Below are 16,693 nucleotides of genomic sequence, written 5' to 3'. Positions count from 1 at the left end.
TAGATGTGCCAACGTCCTACGAAGAGGTCCTTGCTGCGGCCGAAGCAATTCGAGCGGCAGGCATCATGGAAAATCCAGTAGGTGGCGCATATGCCGCTGGTTGGAACCTCGCGCAGGAATTCACCAATATGTACATCGGTACAGGTGGCCAGTTCTTTAATCCAGGTACCGCCGAAGTCAGCATAAACAATGCCCAAGGCGTTGAAGCGCTTGAGATGATGAAGGCGCTGACCGAATACATGAACCCCGATTACCTGACGCACGACAGCAACGCGACGTCCGCCGAGTGGGAAGCAGGGAACGTGGCCTTGATGAACATGTGGGGCAGCCGGACCGGTGTGTTGATGGACGACGAAGGTTCAGAGCCGGTTGTTTATGAGAACACAATGGTTTCAGGCCCGCTGACCGTTGGCGGCAGCGGCACTCCGGCAACGACACTTTGGTGGGACGGCTGGACAGTAGCCAAGAACATCAGCGACGCGGATGCAGCGGCTACATTCCAAGCGATGGCAGCGGGCGTATCCCCCGCAATCTTGAATGACGAGACCATGGGCCAAGCCGTTTGGCTGATGGAAGGCTACACACCTGCCGCAGTGAACGAGGGCGTTCTGGCCTCTGTTGCCGCAGGTTCGCAGCCTTACCCAATGCGCCCGTTCCAAGGCCTGCTGCACACAGCACTGGGTGATAACATTGCCGACTTCTTGCAGGGCAACGAGAGCGCAGAGCAGACATTGGCTGACATCGAAGCTGCTTATACGGCTGCTGCGACTGAAAAAGGGTTCCTTCAGTAAGGACCATTTGGGCAAGGCGCGGACCATGCGCCTTGCCCGTTTTTCGATCTTGGGGCAAAGCACATGAAGCATTCATCTTTCTTTTGGTTTGTCCTGCCGTCATCCCTGATGATGCTGCTGTTCATCGCCTTTCCGATCGTGTCGGTTGTGACCCAATCGCTGTATCAAGCCCACGAGCAAGTCATCATCGAAGTCGAGAATTGCGGCCCCTTTGGCTGTACCACGGACACATCCGTTGATACCTCTGCCACCGCCGCCTTGCGCGAGGCAGAGCCGTTAGGTCAATGGGCTGGTCTGGATATCTACAAAGACCGCAATCACCTTGCCTTGGATGAAGTATCTCAAGCCTTTATCAATTCCGATGGCTTGCCTGACTTTGGCCGCGCCTTGATGAACTTGCCATTCTACGACGCGATGGCGTTTACTCTAACGTACACCGCTATCGTGACGCCGCTCACGATCATATTGGGCTTTTTCATTGCCATTGGCGTGAATGCCGCCGCGCGTGCGATGCGTGGCCCTACGATTTTCCTGTCTCTGTTGCCGATGATTGTGACCCCGTTGGTGGGATCTTTGATCCTGTTCTGGATGGTGGATGCACGCGGTATCTTGGGCACCACCTTACAATGGTTGGCAGATGATCCGGACCTTTCGGTCAAAGCCTCTACCCCGCTGATGTGGATCATGTTGATGGTTTACGGCGTCTGGTCCTCTGCCCCGTTCGCATTCATCGTCTACTATGCTGGTCTGCAAACGGTGAACACGGACACGCTGGAAGCCGCGATGATTGACGGGGCCACCCGTGCGCAACGCATCCGCTATGTGATCATCCCGCACCTGGTGCCATTGACAACGTTTATCGCGCTGATCCAGTTGATGGATAACTTCCGCGTCTTTGAACCTATCGTCAGCTTTAGCGCCCAAGCCCATGCCACGTCGTTGTCCTATGCGATCTTTAACGATCTGGGCGGCGAGACGCGGCTGCTGTCGTCTGCTGCGGCCACGTCTGTTCTGACTATCATTGGCGTCGCTATTTTGTTGTCCCCTGTCCTTGTCCGCACATGGCGCGACTTTGGCACCCCGAGGTAGTCACCGATGTCAAAAGCCACCCGCCTTTCCCCGTCTGCCCAGTTTTTTGCCTATAGCTTTTTAGCGATCTGGCTGATCATGGCGGCGTTCCCGTTCATTTGGACCCTTTGGGGGTCATTCAAAGTCGAGGGAGATTTCTTTTCCAAGGCCGACTGGGCGAACTCCATCTTTGGCACGCTGACCACCATTGAGACAGGAGGCAGCTTTACCGGTGCCGGATACTATGGCGCATGGGTGCAAGAAGAGTTTTGGCGCGCAGCGTTGAACACATTTATTGTCTGCTTTTGTGTCGTCACCATCTCGCTGACCTGTGGCACGTTGGGGGGCTACGCGTTGTCGCGGTCCACTTACCGGTATGCATTCTGGTTCTTGCTGTTCGCGCTGATGTTTCGTGCAATGCCGCCAATCACGCTGGTGTCCGGCTATCTGTTGCCGTTCTTTGAGTGGAACCTGTGGGGACATCTGAGCACGACGATAATCGTTTTGGTTGCAATCAATCAGCCCTTCACCCTTTGGATGCTGCATGCGTTCTTTAAGAATATCCCCAAGGATTTAGACGAAAGCGCCATGGTCGATGGCTGCACCCGTTTTCAGGCGTTCCGCCATGTTATTATTCCGGTGATGTGGCCAGGTGTCATTACGACGGGATTGTTCAGCTTTCTGCTGGCCTATAACGACTTTGCAGTGACCTCTATGCTACTGAGCAAAGAAAACCAGACGATGGTGCCCAAACTGGCTAGCTTCCTTGGGACAACCCAGACCAAAGGCAACGTCATGTTTGCGGTCGCGGCGGTTGTGTCAGTGACAGCGCCTTTGTTTGTGATGATCATCTTCTTCCAGAAACAGATTGTGTCTGGTCTGACTGCAGGTGCTGTGAAAGGCTAATCCTATGAGTTTTCAAGAAGAAAAGGCGCTTGTGCGCGCCCATTACGATGCGCTGGCCAAGGCTACGCCCGAGACAGTTGCAAGCGTATTGGCTGAACGTACCAGTGCTGATTGGCATTGGCGCGGCATGCACCCGTTTTATGAACATCACGGGGCCGCAGCCGTGGCAGACAGCTTTTGGGCGCCTTTCTTAAGCGCCATGACCAAGGTCCAGCGCAGGCAGGATATCTTTATCGCGGGCCGCAACGAGATTGATAACTTTCAATCCGTCTGGGTCGTCTCGATGGGGCATTTGATGGGGCTGTTTGATGCGCCATTTCTGGGCATTAAGCCGAACCGCCGCATTGCCATGCTACGTTATGCGGAGTTCAACAAAGTCGTAGATGGCAAGATCGTTGAAACCGCCATGTTCTGCGATTTGGTGCATTTGATGAACCAAGCGGGCCAATACCCCCTGCCCCCTCAGACCGGCATGCATTTGGTCCAACCCGGTCCTGCAACGCATGATGGGCTGTTGTTTGAAGATGCGGCACCTGCGACCAGTGACAAGACACTGGCACTGATCAACACAATGATTGGTGACATCAATACCCATCAGAAATATGCAACCCCGCAAGAAGAGCTTGCCCAATGTTGGCACGACGACATGTTATGGTGGGGGCCGGACGGGATAGGGGCGACCTATACGATTGACCGTTACGTAGAACAACACCAACGCCCGTTCCGCACGCAGATCAAGGATCGCGTTTTCAATGGCCATATTTGCCGGATGGCCGAAGGTAATTTTGGCGGGTTCTTTGGCTGGGCCAATCTGACGGTGACGAATGCGGGCGGCTATCTGGGCATGCCTGCGGGGAAGCCTGCGGAAATGCGCGTCGTGGATTTGTACCGTCGTGACGGGGGTAAGCTGGCAGAAAACTGGATTTTCATCGATATTCTGCATTTCCTGGCCATGCAGGGGAATGACGTCCTCGGACGGATGCGTACGCTGTGATGGCAGGATGCCACCGGCGGAAGTCGATTTCGGAAAAAGTAGGTGACGCGGATTAACCGACGTCGGTTTTGCCGCGCCTGTCGTGGCGCAGGTTGGCGTAAAGCACGTGGTTGCGCCAACGGCCGTTAATCTGTAGATAGCTTTGCGCGACGCCTTCGTATTTATAGCCGCATTGCTCCAGCAGCCGTCTTGAGGGCGTGTTTTCGGGCAGGCATCCTGCCTCGATCCGGCTTAGGTCGAGAGCGGTGAAGGCATGATGCACCACCGCTTCAATCGCTTCGCGCATATAGCCTTGGCGCGCGAAGTGTTCGCCCATCCAATAGCCTGTGATCCCCGATTGTGCTGGACCGCGTTTGATGTGGTCTAGCGTGATCGCCCCGACCAACGCATCATCACTACGTCGGAAAATGAACAGTGGCATGGCCGTTCCGTTGGAAACCGATCTTTGCGCCCAATAAACCCTGTTTGTGAACGCTTTGCGCGATAGGTGATCTGAGGCCCATGTGGGCTCCCATGGTTTTAGGAATGCTTCGCTGTCGCGGCGCAGCGCAGACCATGTGCGAAAGTCGCTATGCATCGGCAAACGTAGCGTTAGTCGCTCTGTCTCGATCCGGACCTTACGTTTGGCCCCTAACATTATGCTGCCAGCCGTTCTTTCAATGCATCCAATGTCGGTGCTGCCTCGGCAGGTCCATAAAGGGCCATTGCCGTGCCTGCTTGCCCCGCCATTTGTCCTGCAAAGTCTTTGACGTCCCCTGTCGTAACATCATCAATCCGTTCAATTGTTTCATCGATCGACGGGATGCGGCTCCAGATTGACAAGAGACGCGCCAAGCGTTCCGCGCGGTTCGAGGGGCTTTCCAGCCCCATCAATAGGCCTGCCTTCATTTGCGACCGCGCACGGGCGACTTCCGCGGCAGACATATCATCGGCAGCACGTTTCATTTCGTCGATAGTGACGTTGGCAAGTTCTTCGATTTGCTCGGCGCTGGTGCCTGCATATATCGTAGTCATGCCGCTGTCCTCATAGGCACCTGCCTGGGCGAAGATCGTGTAGCACAAGCCACGGTTCTCACGGACCTCTTGGAACAGGCGCGAGGACATGCCACCACCCATCGCGTTGGCATAAATCTGTGCCGTGTAGATTGCGGGATCAAGGTATGTTGGCCCCTCAAGGGCGAGGGCAAAGTGCACTTGCTCGAGCGCCTTATTCTCGCGCCGTTCACCGCCACCGAATTTGGCAGGCTGAAGCAATTCAGGCGCGCGTGGCACGGCGGGCAGATGGCCGAACAAGGCTTCGGCTTCGCGCACAATGGCCTCGTGATCGATTGCACCTGCAGCAGACAAGATCATCTGATTTGGACCATAATGTTCGCCCACGAACCCTTGCAGGTCATCGCGGTTAAAGCTGCTGACGCGTTCGGTTGGACCTAGAATCGTGCGGCCCAATGCCTGATCTGGATAGGCCACCTCTTGTAGCCAATCGAAAATAATATCGTCGGGCGTATCAAGCGCTTGGCCAATCTCTTGCAAAATCACGCCGCGCTCTACTTCGATTTCGGCGGGGTCAAACACCGGGTTCAGCAAAATGTCAGAGATGACATCAAGTCCAAGCGACACGTCGTCTTCGAGAACGCGCGCATAAAATGCGGTCATCTCGCGGCTGGTATATGCGTTGATATAGCCGCCCACATCTTCGATGCTTTCAGCGATTTGCAGCGCACTGCGGGTCTTGGTGCCCTTGAACGCCATGTGCTCAAGAAAATGCGCAATACCGTTTTGTTCGATCCGTTCATGCCGCCCGCCTGCTTGCACCCAGATGCCAATACTGGCTGATTTTAGCCCCGGCATATTTTCGGTGACAATGCGAAAGCCGTTGGACAGCGTGTGCAGTTGGATGGTCAATGGGCGATCCGTTCTTTGATGACGGCTTGAATTGCCGCAAGGTCGTTGGGGACGCGGGTGACGCGTTCTGGTCGGTCATAGAGGTCCGCCATGCGTGGTGGAAGTGGCGCAGATACGCCAGAGGCGGCTTTCACCGCGTCCGGGAATTTCGCAGGATGGGCGGTGGCGAGTGTAACCATTGGAATCGTGCCAAGGTGCGCTTCGGCGACATGCACCCCGACAGCGGTGTGCGGGCAGAGCAATTCGCCGTGGTTGGCAAGATAGGTTTCAATCGCCGCATGAGTTTCATTCTCAGAGGCACGGCCCGATTTGAACGTATCTTTCAGCATCTGATAAGCACCTTGGCTAATCTGAAAGCCGCCGGATTTGAGGTCATCCATCTGCCCAGCGACTGCTGCGCCGTCGCGGTCATAGGCATCAAAGAGCGCGCGCTCAAAATTCGAGCTGACTTGGATATCCATCGACGGGCTGATGGTCGGGCTGACACCTTCTTTGGTGTAGGCACCTGTTTGCAGCGTCCGGTGTAAAATGTCGTTTTGGTTTGTGGCGACAATCAGATCAGCAATTGGCAAACCCATTTGCTTGGCGATGTAGCCCGCAAAGATGTCGCCAAAGTTGCCTGTTGGCACGGTAAAGCTAACCTTACGGTGTGGTGCACCCAGCGAGACAGCAGCGGTGAAATAATAAACGACCTGCGCCAAGACACGGCCCCAGTTAATCGAATTCACGCCAGCCAGTTTCACGTCTTCGCGGAAGGCGAAATCGTTGAACATGTCTTTGACGGCTGCTTGGCAATCGTCGAAATCCCCGTCGACCGCCAGCGCATGCACATTGCTTTCCGTGGGCGTTGTCATCTGGCGGCGCTGCACTTCGGAAACGCGGCCATGTGGGTACATGATGATCACATCAACCGCTTTGAGCCCGCGAAATGCTTCGATCGCAGCAGAGCCTGTGTCGCCAGACGTTGCCCCCACGATGGTGACGCGGTCGCCAGAGCGTGACAGTGCCGCTTGGAACATTTGCCCGATCAGTTGCATGGCGAAATCTTTGAACGCCAGCGTTGGCCCGTGGAAGAGCTCGAGTAGGTAGTGGTTACTGTCGATTTGAACCAACGGCGCACGGGCGGCGTGGCCGAAACCAGCATAGGCTTGTTTGATCAGCGTTTTGAATTCTGCGTCGGTGAAGGTGTCGCCGATAAAGGGGCGCATCACTTCAAACGCGACCTCTTCATAGGATTTGCCTGCCATTGCGGCGATCTGCACATGGGTCAGTGTTGGCACTTGGTCGGGGACATAAAGGCCACCGTCGCGGGCAAGGCCAGTCAGCATTGCCTCTTCAAAACTCAGGTCCGGTGCTGTGCCACGGGTCGAAATGTACCGCATGATATTCAGGCGTCCTTTGGGCGTGTGGTGCGAAGGATTAAGTAAATGCTCATAATCGCCCAGACAAGCGCCAGCAAGAACCATGTGACCGCGTATTCGAAGTGGTCATTCTTGACGGTCGTTGTGTTGACGGGCAAAGCGACCAGTCGCGGATCGGCTGGCGTGGTGCTGGTCGTGACGACCATCAGGGGCAAAGTGTCCAAAGCTGCAGACATCGTGTCCACGTTGCGTGCAAACCAAATGTTTGCAGCAAGGTCCGCATCAGGAGTTTGCGCATTTTGATCATCGGGCCAGATCAATGTCCCGTCGATCTGCATTTCAGCGATCAAAGGCATCGCCGCTTTGTTGTCGATCGCCAGCAAGCCTTGGTCCACCAAAATCGCACCAAACGCAGTTTCGACCTTTGAGATCACCCGGTAACCGGTGCCCGCTTCGGTGCCCGATACCAAAACATGCAGTTCTTCGCCTGTCGGGGTGCCGACAAGCGTGACGCGGGTGTATTCATCCAAAGCTTCTGAAACGTTTGGTGTCAGTTCTGCGGGTGCTGCCGCCAAGCGACTGTTGATCCCGGCTAGGACATCCTCTTTCCATGCTAGGCGGTCAACTTGCCACAAGCCAAGGCTGATCAACACGCCACAACCAGCCAAACCAAGGACCAAAGGAAAGAGAATTTTACGCAGCATATTGCGCCTTTGAAGGTCAAAACGCGCGAGATGGGTCCCGCGCGTTTAATTCAGGTATGGTGGATCACGACCCACCATACGGGAAAGGGGTGGTCTTATATGCCCCAGATGTAGACAGCGAAGAACAGGAACAACCATACCACATCAACGAAATGCCAGTACCAAGCTGCTGCTTCAAAGCCGACGTGACGCTCTGGGGTGAAGTGTCCAGCACGCGCACGGAGGTAGCAAATGAACAGGAAGATCGTACCGATGATCACGTGGAAACCGTGGAAACCAGTGGCCATAAAGAAGTTCGAGAAGAACTTATCGCCACCAAATGTCCAGTCTTGCTCGACCAGAAGGTACCAGTATTCGTAGGCCTGCAGACCGGTGAAGAGGATACCAAGAACCACTGCGAGCAGCAGACCCATTTCCAGGTCTTTGCGGTTGTTTTCATGGACCAACGCGTGGTGCGCCCATGTGACTGCCATACCAGAGCAGAGCAACACAAGTGTGTTGATGAGTGGCAGGTGGAACGCATCAACCTGATAGAATTCCGGCGCGATATAGGTCGTGCCCGCATATTCGTTCATCGGGTAGATGGTATGCTTGAAGAAAGACCAGAACCAAGCGGCAAAGAACATCACTTCTGACATGATGAACATAATAAATCCGTAGCGCAGGCCGATCCGCACGACAGGTGTGTGATCACCGGCGATGCTCTCATGAACCACCTCGGACCACCATGCGAACATGACGTAGAGGACCGCGGCCAGACCCATCAAGAAGATGTATGGACCGGACCCGTGCATCCAGATTGTCGCCCCGAAAAGCATAACAAACGCACCCAAACCGCCCAAGAGCGGCCAAATGGATGGTGGCAAAATGTGGTAATCGTGGTTCTTTGCATGTGCCATGTAGTGCGTTCCCTATTGGCTGGTCTTTAGTTGGTTTCTATGCCGACTGGCGACGTAGATGTCAAAGTTTCTGATGCCAGAGATGCCTGAATTTCTTCTTCTGGCAGATCGATCTGGTAAAAAGTGTAGCTGAGCGTGATCGTATGGACATGTTTGCCTTCGCGGTCATCGACGATTGCAGGGTCCACAAAAAAGCTGACCGGCATCATGACTGTTTCGCCCGGCATGAGCACCTGTTCAGTAAAGCAGAAGCACTCGATCTTATCAAAGAACACGCCTGCTTCGTATGGGGTCACGTTATAGGCGGCCTGCCCCGCAATCGGTACATCAAGCGGGTTGTGTGCTTCGTAAAAGGCCAATCCGGTTTCGCCAATACGGATTTCCATTTCCCGGACTTCCGGCTTGAAGGTCCACGGCATGTCCCGCTCGAGCGACGCATCAAACCGCACTTTGATCGTTTGCTCCAAGATCACATCGCTACCGACCTCGGCCACGTTTGTCGCGCCACCAAAGCCAGTGACACGGCAGAACCAGTCATAAAACGGCACCGACGCCCACGCCAATCCACCCATCAGGAAAACAACTGACACTGTCTGTACGACAGTACGCTGAGGTCCTTGCAAGTTTGGAAATAGTTTCATTCGCCTGCGCCTTCCTCTGGGATAATCTGTGGCCGTGCCACGTGGTCAAATTTTTCGAATTGAGCGACGTCGCCCAATTGCAGCACCTTTACGACTGTCAGGCCAAAGATGATCGCAATAAACCCGGCAAGCAAAAGCCCAACGCCATAGTTACGACCTTTGCGGCGCTCGTGGATTTCGTGCTCGACCTGAATTGTCATCACCAACCTCCGATACCGTAAAGGCGGAGGGCCGCTTCGATCAGCAATGCGCCGAAGTGGGCAAATAGATAATAAAGGGAGACTTTGAAAACCTTGATCTCGACCTTGTGTTTGTCGGCTTCGCAGTCCGCATCGGTCCGCGTCCAGATGTCATAAGCGCCCTTCAGGAACCAAGCGTTCATAATGACCGCCACCGCCAGATACACTGGCCCGCCAATTGATGTAAAACCAAGGCCAATCGCGACCGGTACTAGAAGCAAAGTGTATACAATCACGTGCTTGCGCGTCACGTCCCGCCCATGCGTTTCAGTCAACATTGGCACACCAGCGCGGCCATAGTCGGACTTCACAAAAAGCGCCAGCGCCCAGAAATGCGGTGGTGTCCACATAAAGATCAGCGCGAACATCAAGATGCTTTCGATGCTGACACTGCCCGTTGCCACTGCCCAACCGATCATCGGAGGAAAAGCGCCAGCGGCCCCGCCAATCACGATGTTCTGCGGTGTCGCCCGCTTGAGCCACATTGAATAGATGACCGCGTAAAAGAAAATCGTAAAGAACAGGAGAAATGCTGCCAGAAAGTTCGTGGCCAGCGCCAACAAAACGACTGAAAAACCTGAAAGCGCCAGACCGATCCCCAGTGCTTCACCCGGTTGCACGCGGCCTGACGGGATAGGACGGCCTGCGGTGCGCTTCATGCGGGCGTCGATGTCAGCGTCCCACCACATATTCAGCGCTCCGGACGCCCCTGCACCCACTGCAATGCACAAGATCGCTACGAAACCGATAAAGGGATGCACCGGCACAGGTGCGACCAGCAAGCCGACAAGCCCCGTAAAGACAACAAGCGACATGACACGTGGCTTTAGAAGGGCGAAATAATCGCCCATGTTGGCCTCGTAGGTTCTGTCTGTCGCGCTGATATCGCTCATAGCTGACCTTAGAAAAAGGAGAATTGGAACCCATCCCGCAAAGGATGAGCTAAGAGTAAGGTGGGTCTAGACCCACCTTACGTTTTAGGACGTGCCGCCAGCTGCTGCCAACCATGCGTCATATGTCTCTTGGCTGACGACCTTAACAGTGATCGGCATATAGGCGTGGTCTTTGCCGCAAAGCTCTGAGCACTGGCCAAAGTAGATGCCTTCACGTTCGGCCGCGAACCAAAGTTCGGCCAACCGGCCCGGCACTGCGTCTTGCTTCACGCCGAATGCCGGAATTGTCCAAGAATGGATCACGTCCGCGCCAGTCACTTGCATCACGACTGTCGCGCCGATTGGAACGACAACAGATGTGTCAGTGGCCAAAAGGTACTCTGCTTGGGTATAACCGAATTCCTCAAGGTCTTCGCGGGCCAGCATATAGCTGTCAAACGATACACCGTGGTCCACGTATTCGTAGCCCCAATACCACTGGTAGCCAGTCACTTTGATCGTGATGTCAGCCTCGGGAATTTCCTGCTGTTTGAAAAGCACGGGCAGTGAAAACGCACCGATAAACACAAGGATCACGACTGGGACAACCGTCCATGCGACCTCGAGCGGAGAGTTATGTGTGAACGTCGCAGGCACCGGTTGACGTTTCTGGTTGTAACGGATGCAAACCCAAGCAAGCAGACCGGTTACAAACAGCGTGATGATCGTAATAATCACCAGCAGCATATTATCGAGCCAAACGACATCGCGCATCAATTCGGACGCGGCAGGCTGAAAGCCAGTGGCCCCGTTGATCGGCTTGCCGACAATCTCAAGTTCCTGATTCACTTCTTGTGCAACAGCAGAGGTTCCTGCCATCACAAGACCAGCGGTCGTCCAAAGTGAGGCTGCAAAGGTGTTCAAACGCATATCTTACCCAATCTTCGTGGCGCATATTCGCGCGTATCTCTGGATGTTCCGCGCGGGCTACGGGCGGAATCCCATTGTATTCGAGTGACCGTGTCCCATATCCTGATGCACAACTCAAGAACTGCTATTGCGTCAAACGGACGCTTTTGCCGAAAAATTTACCTCTCTCAAGGAAAACAGCATGTCCACAGACCCGTTCCTTCCGTTCGAGACCAATCTTGATCTCGACACTGCCCTTGGCCTTTTGCAAGAGGCAACAGCAGGTGCTGATGATGGCGAATTGTTTCTTGAGCGTCGCAAATCCGAGGTGATTTCATTCGATGATGGTCGGATCAAGACCGCAAGTTTTGATGCGTCCGAAGGGTTCGGACTGCGTGCTGTCCGCGGTGAAACGGCCGGTTATGCGCATTCAACGACAATTGACGAACACGCTTTAAAGCGCGCGGTTGCGACAGCGCGCCTAGCGATTGGTGACGGTGGTGGCACGATGTCTGCCGCACCTGCTGGCACGAACCAAAAGCTGTATTCAGACGAAGACCCGATGTTACAAGCCACTTTCCCTGCGAAAATCGACTTGCTGCGCGAAATCGATACCTTTGCCCGCGCCCTTGATCCGCGTGTCGTCCAAGTTTCGGCTACCATTGCCGCCTCGCATCAAGAGGTGCTAATTCTGCGTCCCGAAGGCACATTGGTCACGGACACCCGCCCGATGTCGCGCCTGAACATCAGCGTGATCGTTGAAGAAAACGGCAAGCGTGAAAGCGGTGGCATGGGTGGTGGTGGCCGTGCAGGCCTGATCGGTTTGATCGGTCGCGACAATTGGGAACCTGTCACCCGCGAAGCGCTGCGTATCGCATTGGTCAATCTTGATGCCGAACCCGCCCCTGCGGGCGTGATGGACGTTGTTCTTGGCCCCGGTTGGCCCGGCATTTTGCTGCATGAAGCAATCGGGCACGGGCTTGAGGGTGATTTCAATCGCAAAGGTTCAAGTGCATTTGCAGGTCTGATGGGGCAACAGATTGCAGCAAAAGGTGTGACCGTCTTGGACGACGGCACAATACCTGATCGCCGTGGATCAATCACAGTTGATGATGAAGGTACGCCCAGCGCGAAAAATACCCTGATCGAGGACGGCGTGTTGGTCGGTTACATGCAGGATCGCCAGAATGCGCGGCTGATGGGGGTCGCCCCGACAGGCAATGGCCGCCGCGAAAGCTATGCCCATGCGCCGATGCCGCGCATGACGAATACATACATGTTGGCCGGTGACACGGCCCCCGAAGCCTTGGTCGCAGATCTGAAAGACGGCATTTATGCAGTCGGATTTGGTGGCGGTCAGGTCGATATTACCAATGGCAAATTCGTATTTTCCTGCACCGAAGCTTACCGCGTCAAGAATGGTATCGTCGGGGCACCCGTGAAGGGTGCCACATTGATCGGCGATGGTGCGACTGCATTGAAGCAAATTCGTGGGATTGGTAATGATCTGGCGCTTGATCCGGGCATCGGAAATTGCGGAAAAGCGGGCCAATGGGTGCCGGTTGGTGTGGGTCAACCAAGCCTGATGATTGGCGGGCTTACCGTTGGCGGTGCGGCGACTTAAACGCCTTGCTTTGCTGAAAATGCCTTTAGTCGGAAATTTCCTTGCTTTGATTCACTACTCATTAACTCTGAGCGCCTAACAGTCGGGGGGCAATATGGCGGAGCTGGTGCATGGCTGGAATACAATACTCTTTCAGATCCCCCCCACTCCTACCCACCACGGAAGAGGATATAGTCAGCCGGCTTCGCCTATTGCGTTCTCGACGGGTCGGGATTGCCACCTATCGGCGGTTGATCGCAGAACATGGAACTGCGGCGGCAGCTTTGGAAGCGTTGCCGGAAATAGCCAAAGCGTCCGGTGTGTCGGACTATGTGATCTATCCGATTGAACGCGCCCATGCCGAATTGGCCGCAGGGCGTAAAGCAGGTGCGCAGTTGATCATTGAAGGTGGCCCCGATTATCCGGCGACACTTTCGGACATCAGCGATTCCCCCCCGATCCTTTGGGCGATTGGATCGCTTGCGTTGCTTGAACGCCCGATGGTGGCTTTGGTGGGCGCACGAAATGCGTCATCGCTCGGGACGCGTATGGCGAAAAAACTAGCCGAAGAATTAGGTAGTGAGGGGATCACAGTCGTTTCGGGCCTTGCGCGCGGCATTGATGCAGCGGCGCACCTTGGCGCATTGTCGGGCGGGACGGTTGCGGTACAAGCGGGCGGCGTCGATGTGATTTATCCTGCTGAAAACGCCAAGCTGGCGAGCGACATTGCAAAAAAGGGTTTGCGACTGTCGGAAATGCCGATGGGTCTGCAACCGCAAGCGCGGCATTTTCCGGCGCGCAATAGAATTATTTCAGGATTGGCGCAGGCTGTTGTCGTGGTCGAAGCCGCCGCTAAGTCAGGTAGTTTGATCACTGCGCGCAATGCGCTGGATCAAGGTCGCGACGTTCTGGCAGTGCCGGGGCATCCGTTCGATGCGCGTGCCTGGGGCTGTAATATGTTGATCCGTGACGGGGCCACTTTGGTGCGCAATGCACGCGATGTGATTGAGGCGATCAACACGACGCCACGCATTACTGAAATTTCGACGTCCCCAGTTCCCGCGCCAAAGCCAAGCTTGCGCGAAACGGCAGCCTTGCACAGTCAAATCCTCGCGCGGCTTGGGCCCTCGCCAGTTGCCGAAGATCAGCTGGCCCGCGACATGCGCGCCCAAGCGTCCGATCTTGCGCCGGCTCTGATTGATTTGGAACTGGATGGCAAAATCCTGCGCCAAGCGGGTGGATTATTGTCACGGCTCACCTGACGGCGACCTTGATTTCAGCAAAGATTTTTCCCCTCATTGACATTCGACCGACAGACGCCACATCTTGCCGGACTTATGAACGCTTAATTCTTGTGAAGGATTCCCATGCCTGTTGTCGTTGTCGAATCCCCCGCGAAAGCCAAGAAAATCAACGGCTACCTTGGCAGCAACTACACTGTCTTGGCGTCTTACGGACACGTAAGGGACCTGCCGCCAAAGGACGGATCAGTCCTTCCTGATGACGATTTCGACATGAAATGGGAAATCGCGTCTGACAGCAAAAAGCACATTAAGGCTATTGTTGACGCGCTAAAGAACGACAACGAACTGATCCTCGCAACCGACCCCGACCGCGAAGGCGAAGCGATTTCCTGGCACCTTACTGAGGCATTGTTAGCAAAGAAGGCGATCAAGAAAGACACGCCCATTAGCCGCGTGGTGTTCAACGCGATCACAAAAACTGCCGTTATGGACGCGATGGCCAACCCCCGTCAGGTCGATCAGCCTTTGGTCGAGGCTTATCTGGCCCGCCGCGCGTTGGATTATTTGGTCGGTTTCAATCTTTCCCCAGTTCTGTGGCGCAAACTGCCCGGTGCAAAATCGGCTGGCCGCGTTCAATCTGTTTGCTTGCGCATCATTGTAGAGCGCGAGATGGAAATCGAAGCGTTTCGCAACCAAGAATACTGGACCGTTAAGGCCCTGATGCAATCGCCGCGCGGTCAAACCTTCGACGCGCGCCTGATCAGCCTGGCTGGCAAAAAGCTGGATAAGTTCGACCTTGGTAATGCCACACAGGCCGAAATGGCCGTGCAAGCCGTAAATTCCCGCGGTTTGTTCATCAAATCTGTTGAGGCGAAACCCGCCACACGCAACCCCTCCCCGCCCTTCATGACCTCAACGCTGCAGCAAGAGGCCAGCCGCAAGTTCGGCATGGGTGCCAAGCAAACAATGTCCGTGGCCCAGCGCCTTTATGAGGCGGGATTAATCACATACATGCGGACCGACGGTATCGATATGGCCCCAGAGGCCGTGACCGGAACGCGCGACTCGATCAAAGCAAAATTCGGTGCAGATTATTTACCGACAGAGCCGCGTATCTATAAAAACAAGGCCAAAAACGCGCAAGAGGCGCATGAATGTATTCGCCCGACAGAGATGTTTGTCAGTACCGAAGACGCCAAAATCGTCGATTCCGATCAACGGAAATTATACGATCTGATCTACAAACGCACCATGGCCAGCCAAATGGCCGCCGCCCGTTTGGAACGGACCGTTGTAGATATCACCAGCGCCGATGAGCAGGTTGTTTTGCGTGCCAACGGTCAGGTTATGGTCTTTGAAGGCTTCATCGCGATCTACGAAGAAGGCCGCGATGACAGCGTTGTCGATGATGATGACAAGCGCTTGCCACAACTGGCCGAGGGCGAGAAGGCACAAAAGAAATCTGTCGACCCAGAGCAGCATTTCACGCAGCCTCCGCCGCGCTATACCGAAGCCACTTTGGTCAAGCGCATGGAAGAATTGGGCATCGGCCGGCCGTCAACCTATGCGTCGATCGTGACGACGATTCAGGACCGTGGGTATGTCGAAAAGGACAAAAACCGCCTGATCCCACAAGATAAGGGACGGTTGGTCACGGCATTCCTCACCAATTATTTCCGTAAATATATTGGCTATGACTTCACCGCCGATCTTGAAAACCAGCTTGATGAGGTGAGTGCAGGCAACGCCGACTATAAGAAAGTGCTGCATCAGTTCTGGCGCGATTTCTCTGCTGCGGTTGCCGAAACGGCTGATTTACGGATCACCGAGGTGCTTGAGAAAATCAACGACGTGCTTGAGCCACATTTGTTCCCGCCGCTTGAAGATGGTGGCGATCCGCGCCTTTGCCCAAATTGCGGCGCGGGTCGTCTTTCGATGCGGACCGCCCGTGCAGGCGGCGCATTTATTGGATGCTCGAACTATCCCGAATGCCGCTATACACGTGCGTTCGGTCCACCCGATCCGGAGGCAGAAGCGTCTGCTATTCCACCCGAAGGCAAGTTATTAGGCAATGATGCGGATGACGAAATTCGCATTTTTAAGGGCCGTTTTGGCCCCTATGCCCAGCGCGGCGAAGTGACCGAAGAGAACAAAAAGCCGAACCGCCAAGGTATTCCCGAAGGTTGGGAGCCGGAAGAAGTCACGCTTGAACAGGCAGTAATGCTGCTGTCTCTGCCCCGCGAGATCGGCCCGCACCCAGAGGATGGCGTGACCGTTTGGGCTAATCTTGGTCGCTACGGTCCATATTTGAAACACGCCGAGAGCACGTCGTTTCGTGGTGGCACAAACGCTAACCTTGACAGCATTGATGAAGTTTGGACCGTCGGAATGAACCGAGCGGTGCAGCTTTTGGCAGAGAAAGTGGCGTCGCGTGGACAGCGTGGCAAGGCCGCAGCACCAATTCGTGAGCTTGGCGAACACCCAGAGGCAAGCGGTCCGGTTAATATCTTTGACGGCAAATACGGACCATATGTGAAGTGGGAAAAGATTAACGCGA

General features: G+C 55.0%; 16 protein-coding genes. 7 read left to right on the top strand and 9 right to left on the bottom strand.

Annotation, left to right across the window (positions count from 1 at the left end):
• The 4 genes from QZ197_RS09175 to QZ197_RS09160 all read left to right on the top strand — a co-directional run.
• Positions 1 to 791, top strand: a 791-nt coding sequence (locus tag QZ197_RS09175; protein WP_296431614.1) for an extracellular solute-binding protein, incomplete at its 5' end; no start/stop codon positions are given.
• A gap of 63 nt (positions 792 to 854) precedes the next feature.
• Positions 855 to 1,880 carry a sugar ABC transporter permease gene (locus QZ197_RS09170; protein ID WP_296431613.1) on the top strand — a complete coding sequence of 342 codons (1,026 nt, stop codon included), beginning with the start codon at positions 855 to 857 and terminating at the stop codon, positions 1,878 to 1,880.
• A 6-nt stretch (positions 1,881 to 1,886) separates the two neighbouring features.
• Positions 1,887 to 2,765 carry a carbohydrate ABC transporter permease gene (locus tag QZ197_RS09165; RefSeq protein ID WP_296431612.1) on the top strand — a complete coding sequence of 293 codons (879 nt, stop codon included), beginning with the start codon at positions 1,887 to 1,889 and terminating at the stop codon, positions 2,763 to 2,765.
• Between the two features lie 4 nt (positions 2,766 to 2,769).
• A complete protein-coding gene (locus tag QZ197_RS09160; protein ID WP_296431611.1) occupies positions 2,770 to 3,759 on the top strand; it encodes a nuclear transport factor 2 family protein in 990 nt (329 codons plus the stop codon).
• Positions 3,760 to 3,811: 52 nt separating this feature from the next.
• Here QZ197_RS09160 and QZ197_RS09155 read toward each other — a convergent pair whose 3' ends face one another.
• From QZ197_RS09155 to coxB, 9 genes are all read right to left on the bottom strand, one after another.
• Complete coding sequence (locus tag QZ197_RS09155; protein WP_296431610.1) at positions 3,812 to 4,396, bottom strand: GNAT family protein; 585 nt, start codon at positions 4,394 to 4,396, stop codon at positions 3,812 to 3,814.
• Positions 4,396 to 5,664, bottom strand: a complete 1,269-nt coding sequence (locus QZ197_RS09150; RefSeq protein ID WP_296431609.1) for a pitrilysin family protein — start codon at positions 5,662 to 5,664, stop codon at positions 4,396 to 4,398. Before QZ197_RS09150 ends, QZ197_RS09155 begins: the two co-directional genes overlap by 1 nt.
• Positions 5,661 to 7,046 carry a threonine synthase gene (thrC, locus tag QZ197_RS09145; RefSeq protein ID WP_296431608.1) on the bottom strand — a complete coding sequence of 462 codons (1,386 nt, stop codon included), beginning with the start codon at positions 7,044 to 7,046 and terminating at the stop codon, positions 5,661 to 5,663. The genes QZ197_RS09150 and thrC overlap by 4 nt, the downstream gene beginning before the upstream one ends.
• A 5-nt stretch (positions 7,047 to 7,051) precedes the next feature.
• Positions 7,052 to 7,729, bottom strand: coding sequence for an SURF1 family protein (locus QZ197_RS09140; RefSeq protein ID WP_296431607.1), 678 nt, complete (start codon positions 7,727 to 7,729; stop codon positions 7,052 to 7,054).
• Positions 7,730 to 7,824: 95 nt separating this feature from the next.
• Positions 7,825 to 8,628 (bottom strand): cytochrome c oxidase subunit 3, encoded by an 804-nt coding sequence (locus QZ197_RS09135; RefSeq protein ID WP_296431606.1) that lies wholly within the window; start codon positions 8,626 to 8,628, stop codon positions 7,825 to 7,827.
• 26 nt (positions 8,629 to 8,654) lie between these two features.
• Positions 8,655 to 9,269, bottom strand: coding sequence for a cytochrome c oxidase assembly protein (locus QZ197_RS09130; protein ID WP_296431604.1), 615 nt, complete (start codon positions 9,267 to 9,269; stop codon positions 8,655 to 8,657).
• The gene (locus QZ197_RS09125; protein WP_296431603.1) at positions 9,266 to 9,469 is read right to left on the bottom strand and encodes a hypothetical protein; all 204 of its coding nucleotides are present in this window, start codon (positions 9,467 to 9,469) and stop codon (positions 9,266 to 9,268) included. Before QZ197_RS09125 ends, QZ197_RS09130 begins: the two co-directional genes overlap by 4 nt.
• A complete protein-coding gene (gene cyoE / locus QZ197_RS09120) occupies positions 9,469 to 10,401 on the bottom strand; it encodes a heme o synthase (protein ID WP_296431601.1) in 933 nt (310 codons plus the stop codon). The genes QZ197_RS09125 and cyoE overlap by 1 nt, the downstream gene beginning before the upstream one ends.
• A gap of 84 nt (positions 10,402 to 10,485) precedes the next feature.
• Complete coding sequence (gene coxB, locus QZ197_RS09115; RefSeq protein WP_296431600.1) at positions 10,486 to 11,259, bottom strand: cytochrome c oxidase subunit II; 774 nt, start codon at positions 11,257 to 11,259, stop codon at positions 10,486 to 10,488.
• A gap of 232 nt (positions 11,260 to 11,491) precedes the next feature.
• On the opposite strand from coxB, the gene tldD reads away from it, so the two are divergent.
• From tldD to topA, 3 genes are all read left to right on the top strand, one after another.
• Positions 11,492 to 12,913: a metalloprotease TldD gene (gene tldD / locus QZ197_RS09110; RefSeq protein WP_296431599.1), complete on the top strand. Its 1,422-nt coding sequence runs from the start codon at positions 11,492 to 11,494 to the stop codon at positions 12,911 to 12,913.
• A gap of 110 nt (positions 12,914 to 13,023) precedes the next feature.
• Positions 13,024 to 14,154, top strand: a complete 1,131-nt coding sequence (dprA, locus tag QZ197_RS09105) for a DNA-processing protein DprA (RefSeq protein ID WP_296431598.1) — start codon at positions 13,024 to 13,026, stop codon at positions 14,152 to 14,154.
• Positions 14,155 to 14,259: 105 nt separating this feature from the next.
• Positions 14,260 to 16,693 (top strand): type I DNA topoisomerase (gene topA / locus QZ197_RS09100; protein WP_296431597.1); only part of this gene is annotated, 2,434 nt, incomplete at its 3' end.

Origin of the sequence: Yoonia sp. (assembly GCF_017854415.1) — a bacterium.
Lineage (GTDB): Bacteria > Pseudomonadota > Alphaproteobacteria > Rhodobacterales > Rhodobacteraceae > Yoonia.
This window is presented reverse-complemented; position numbering and strand designations above follow the sequence as displayed.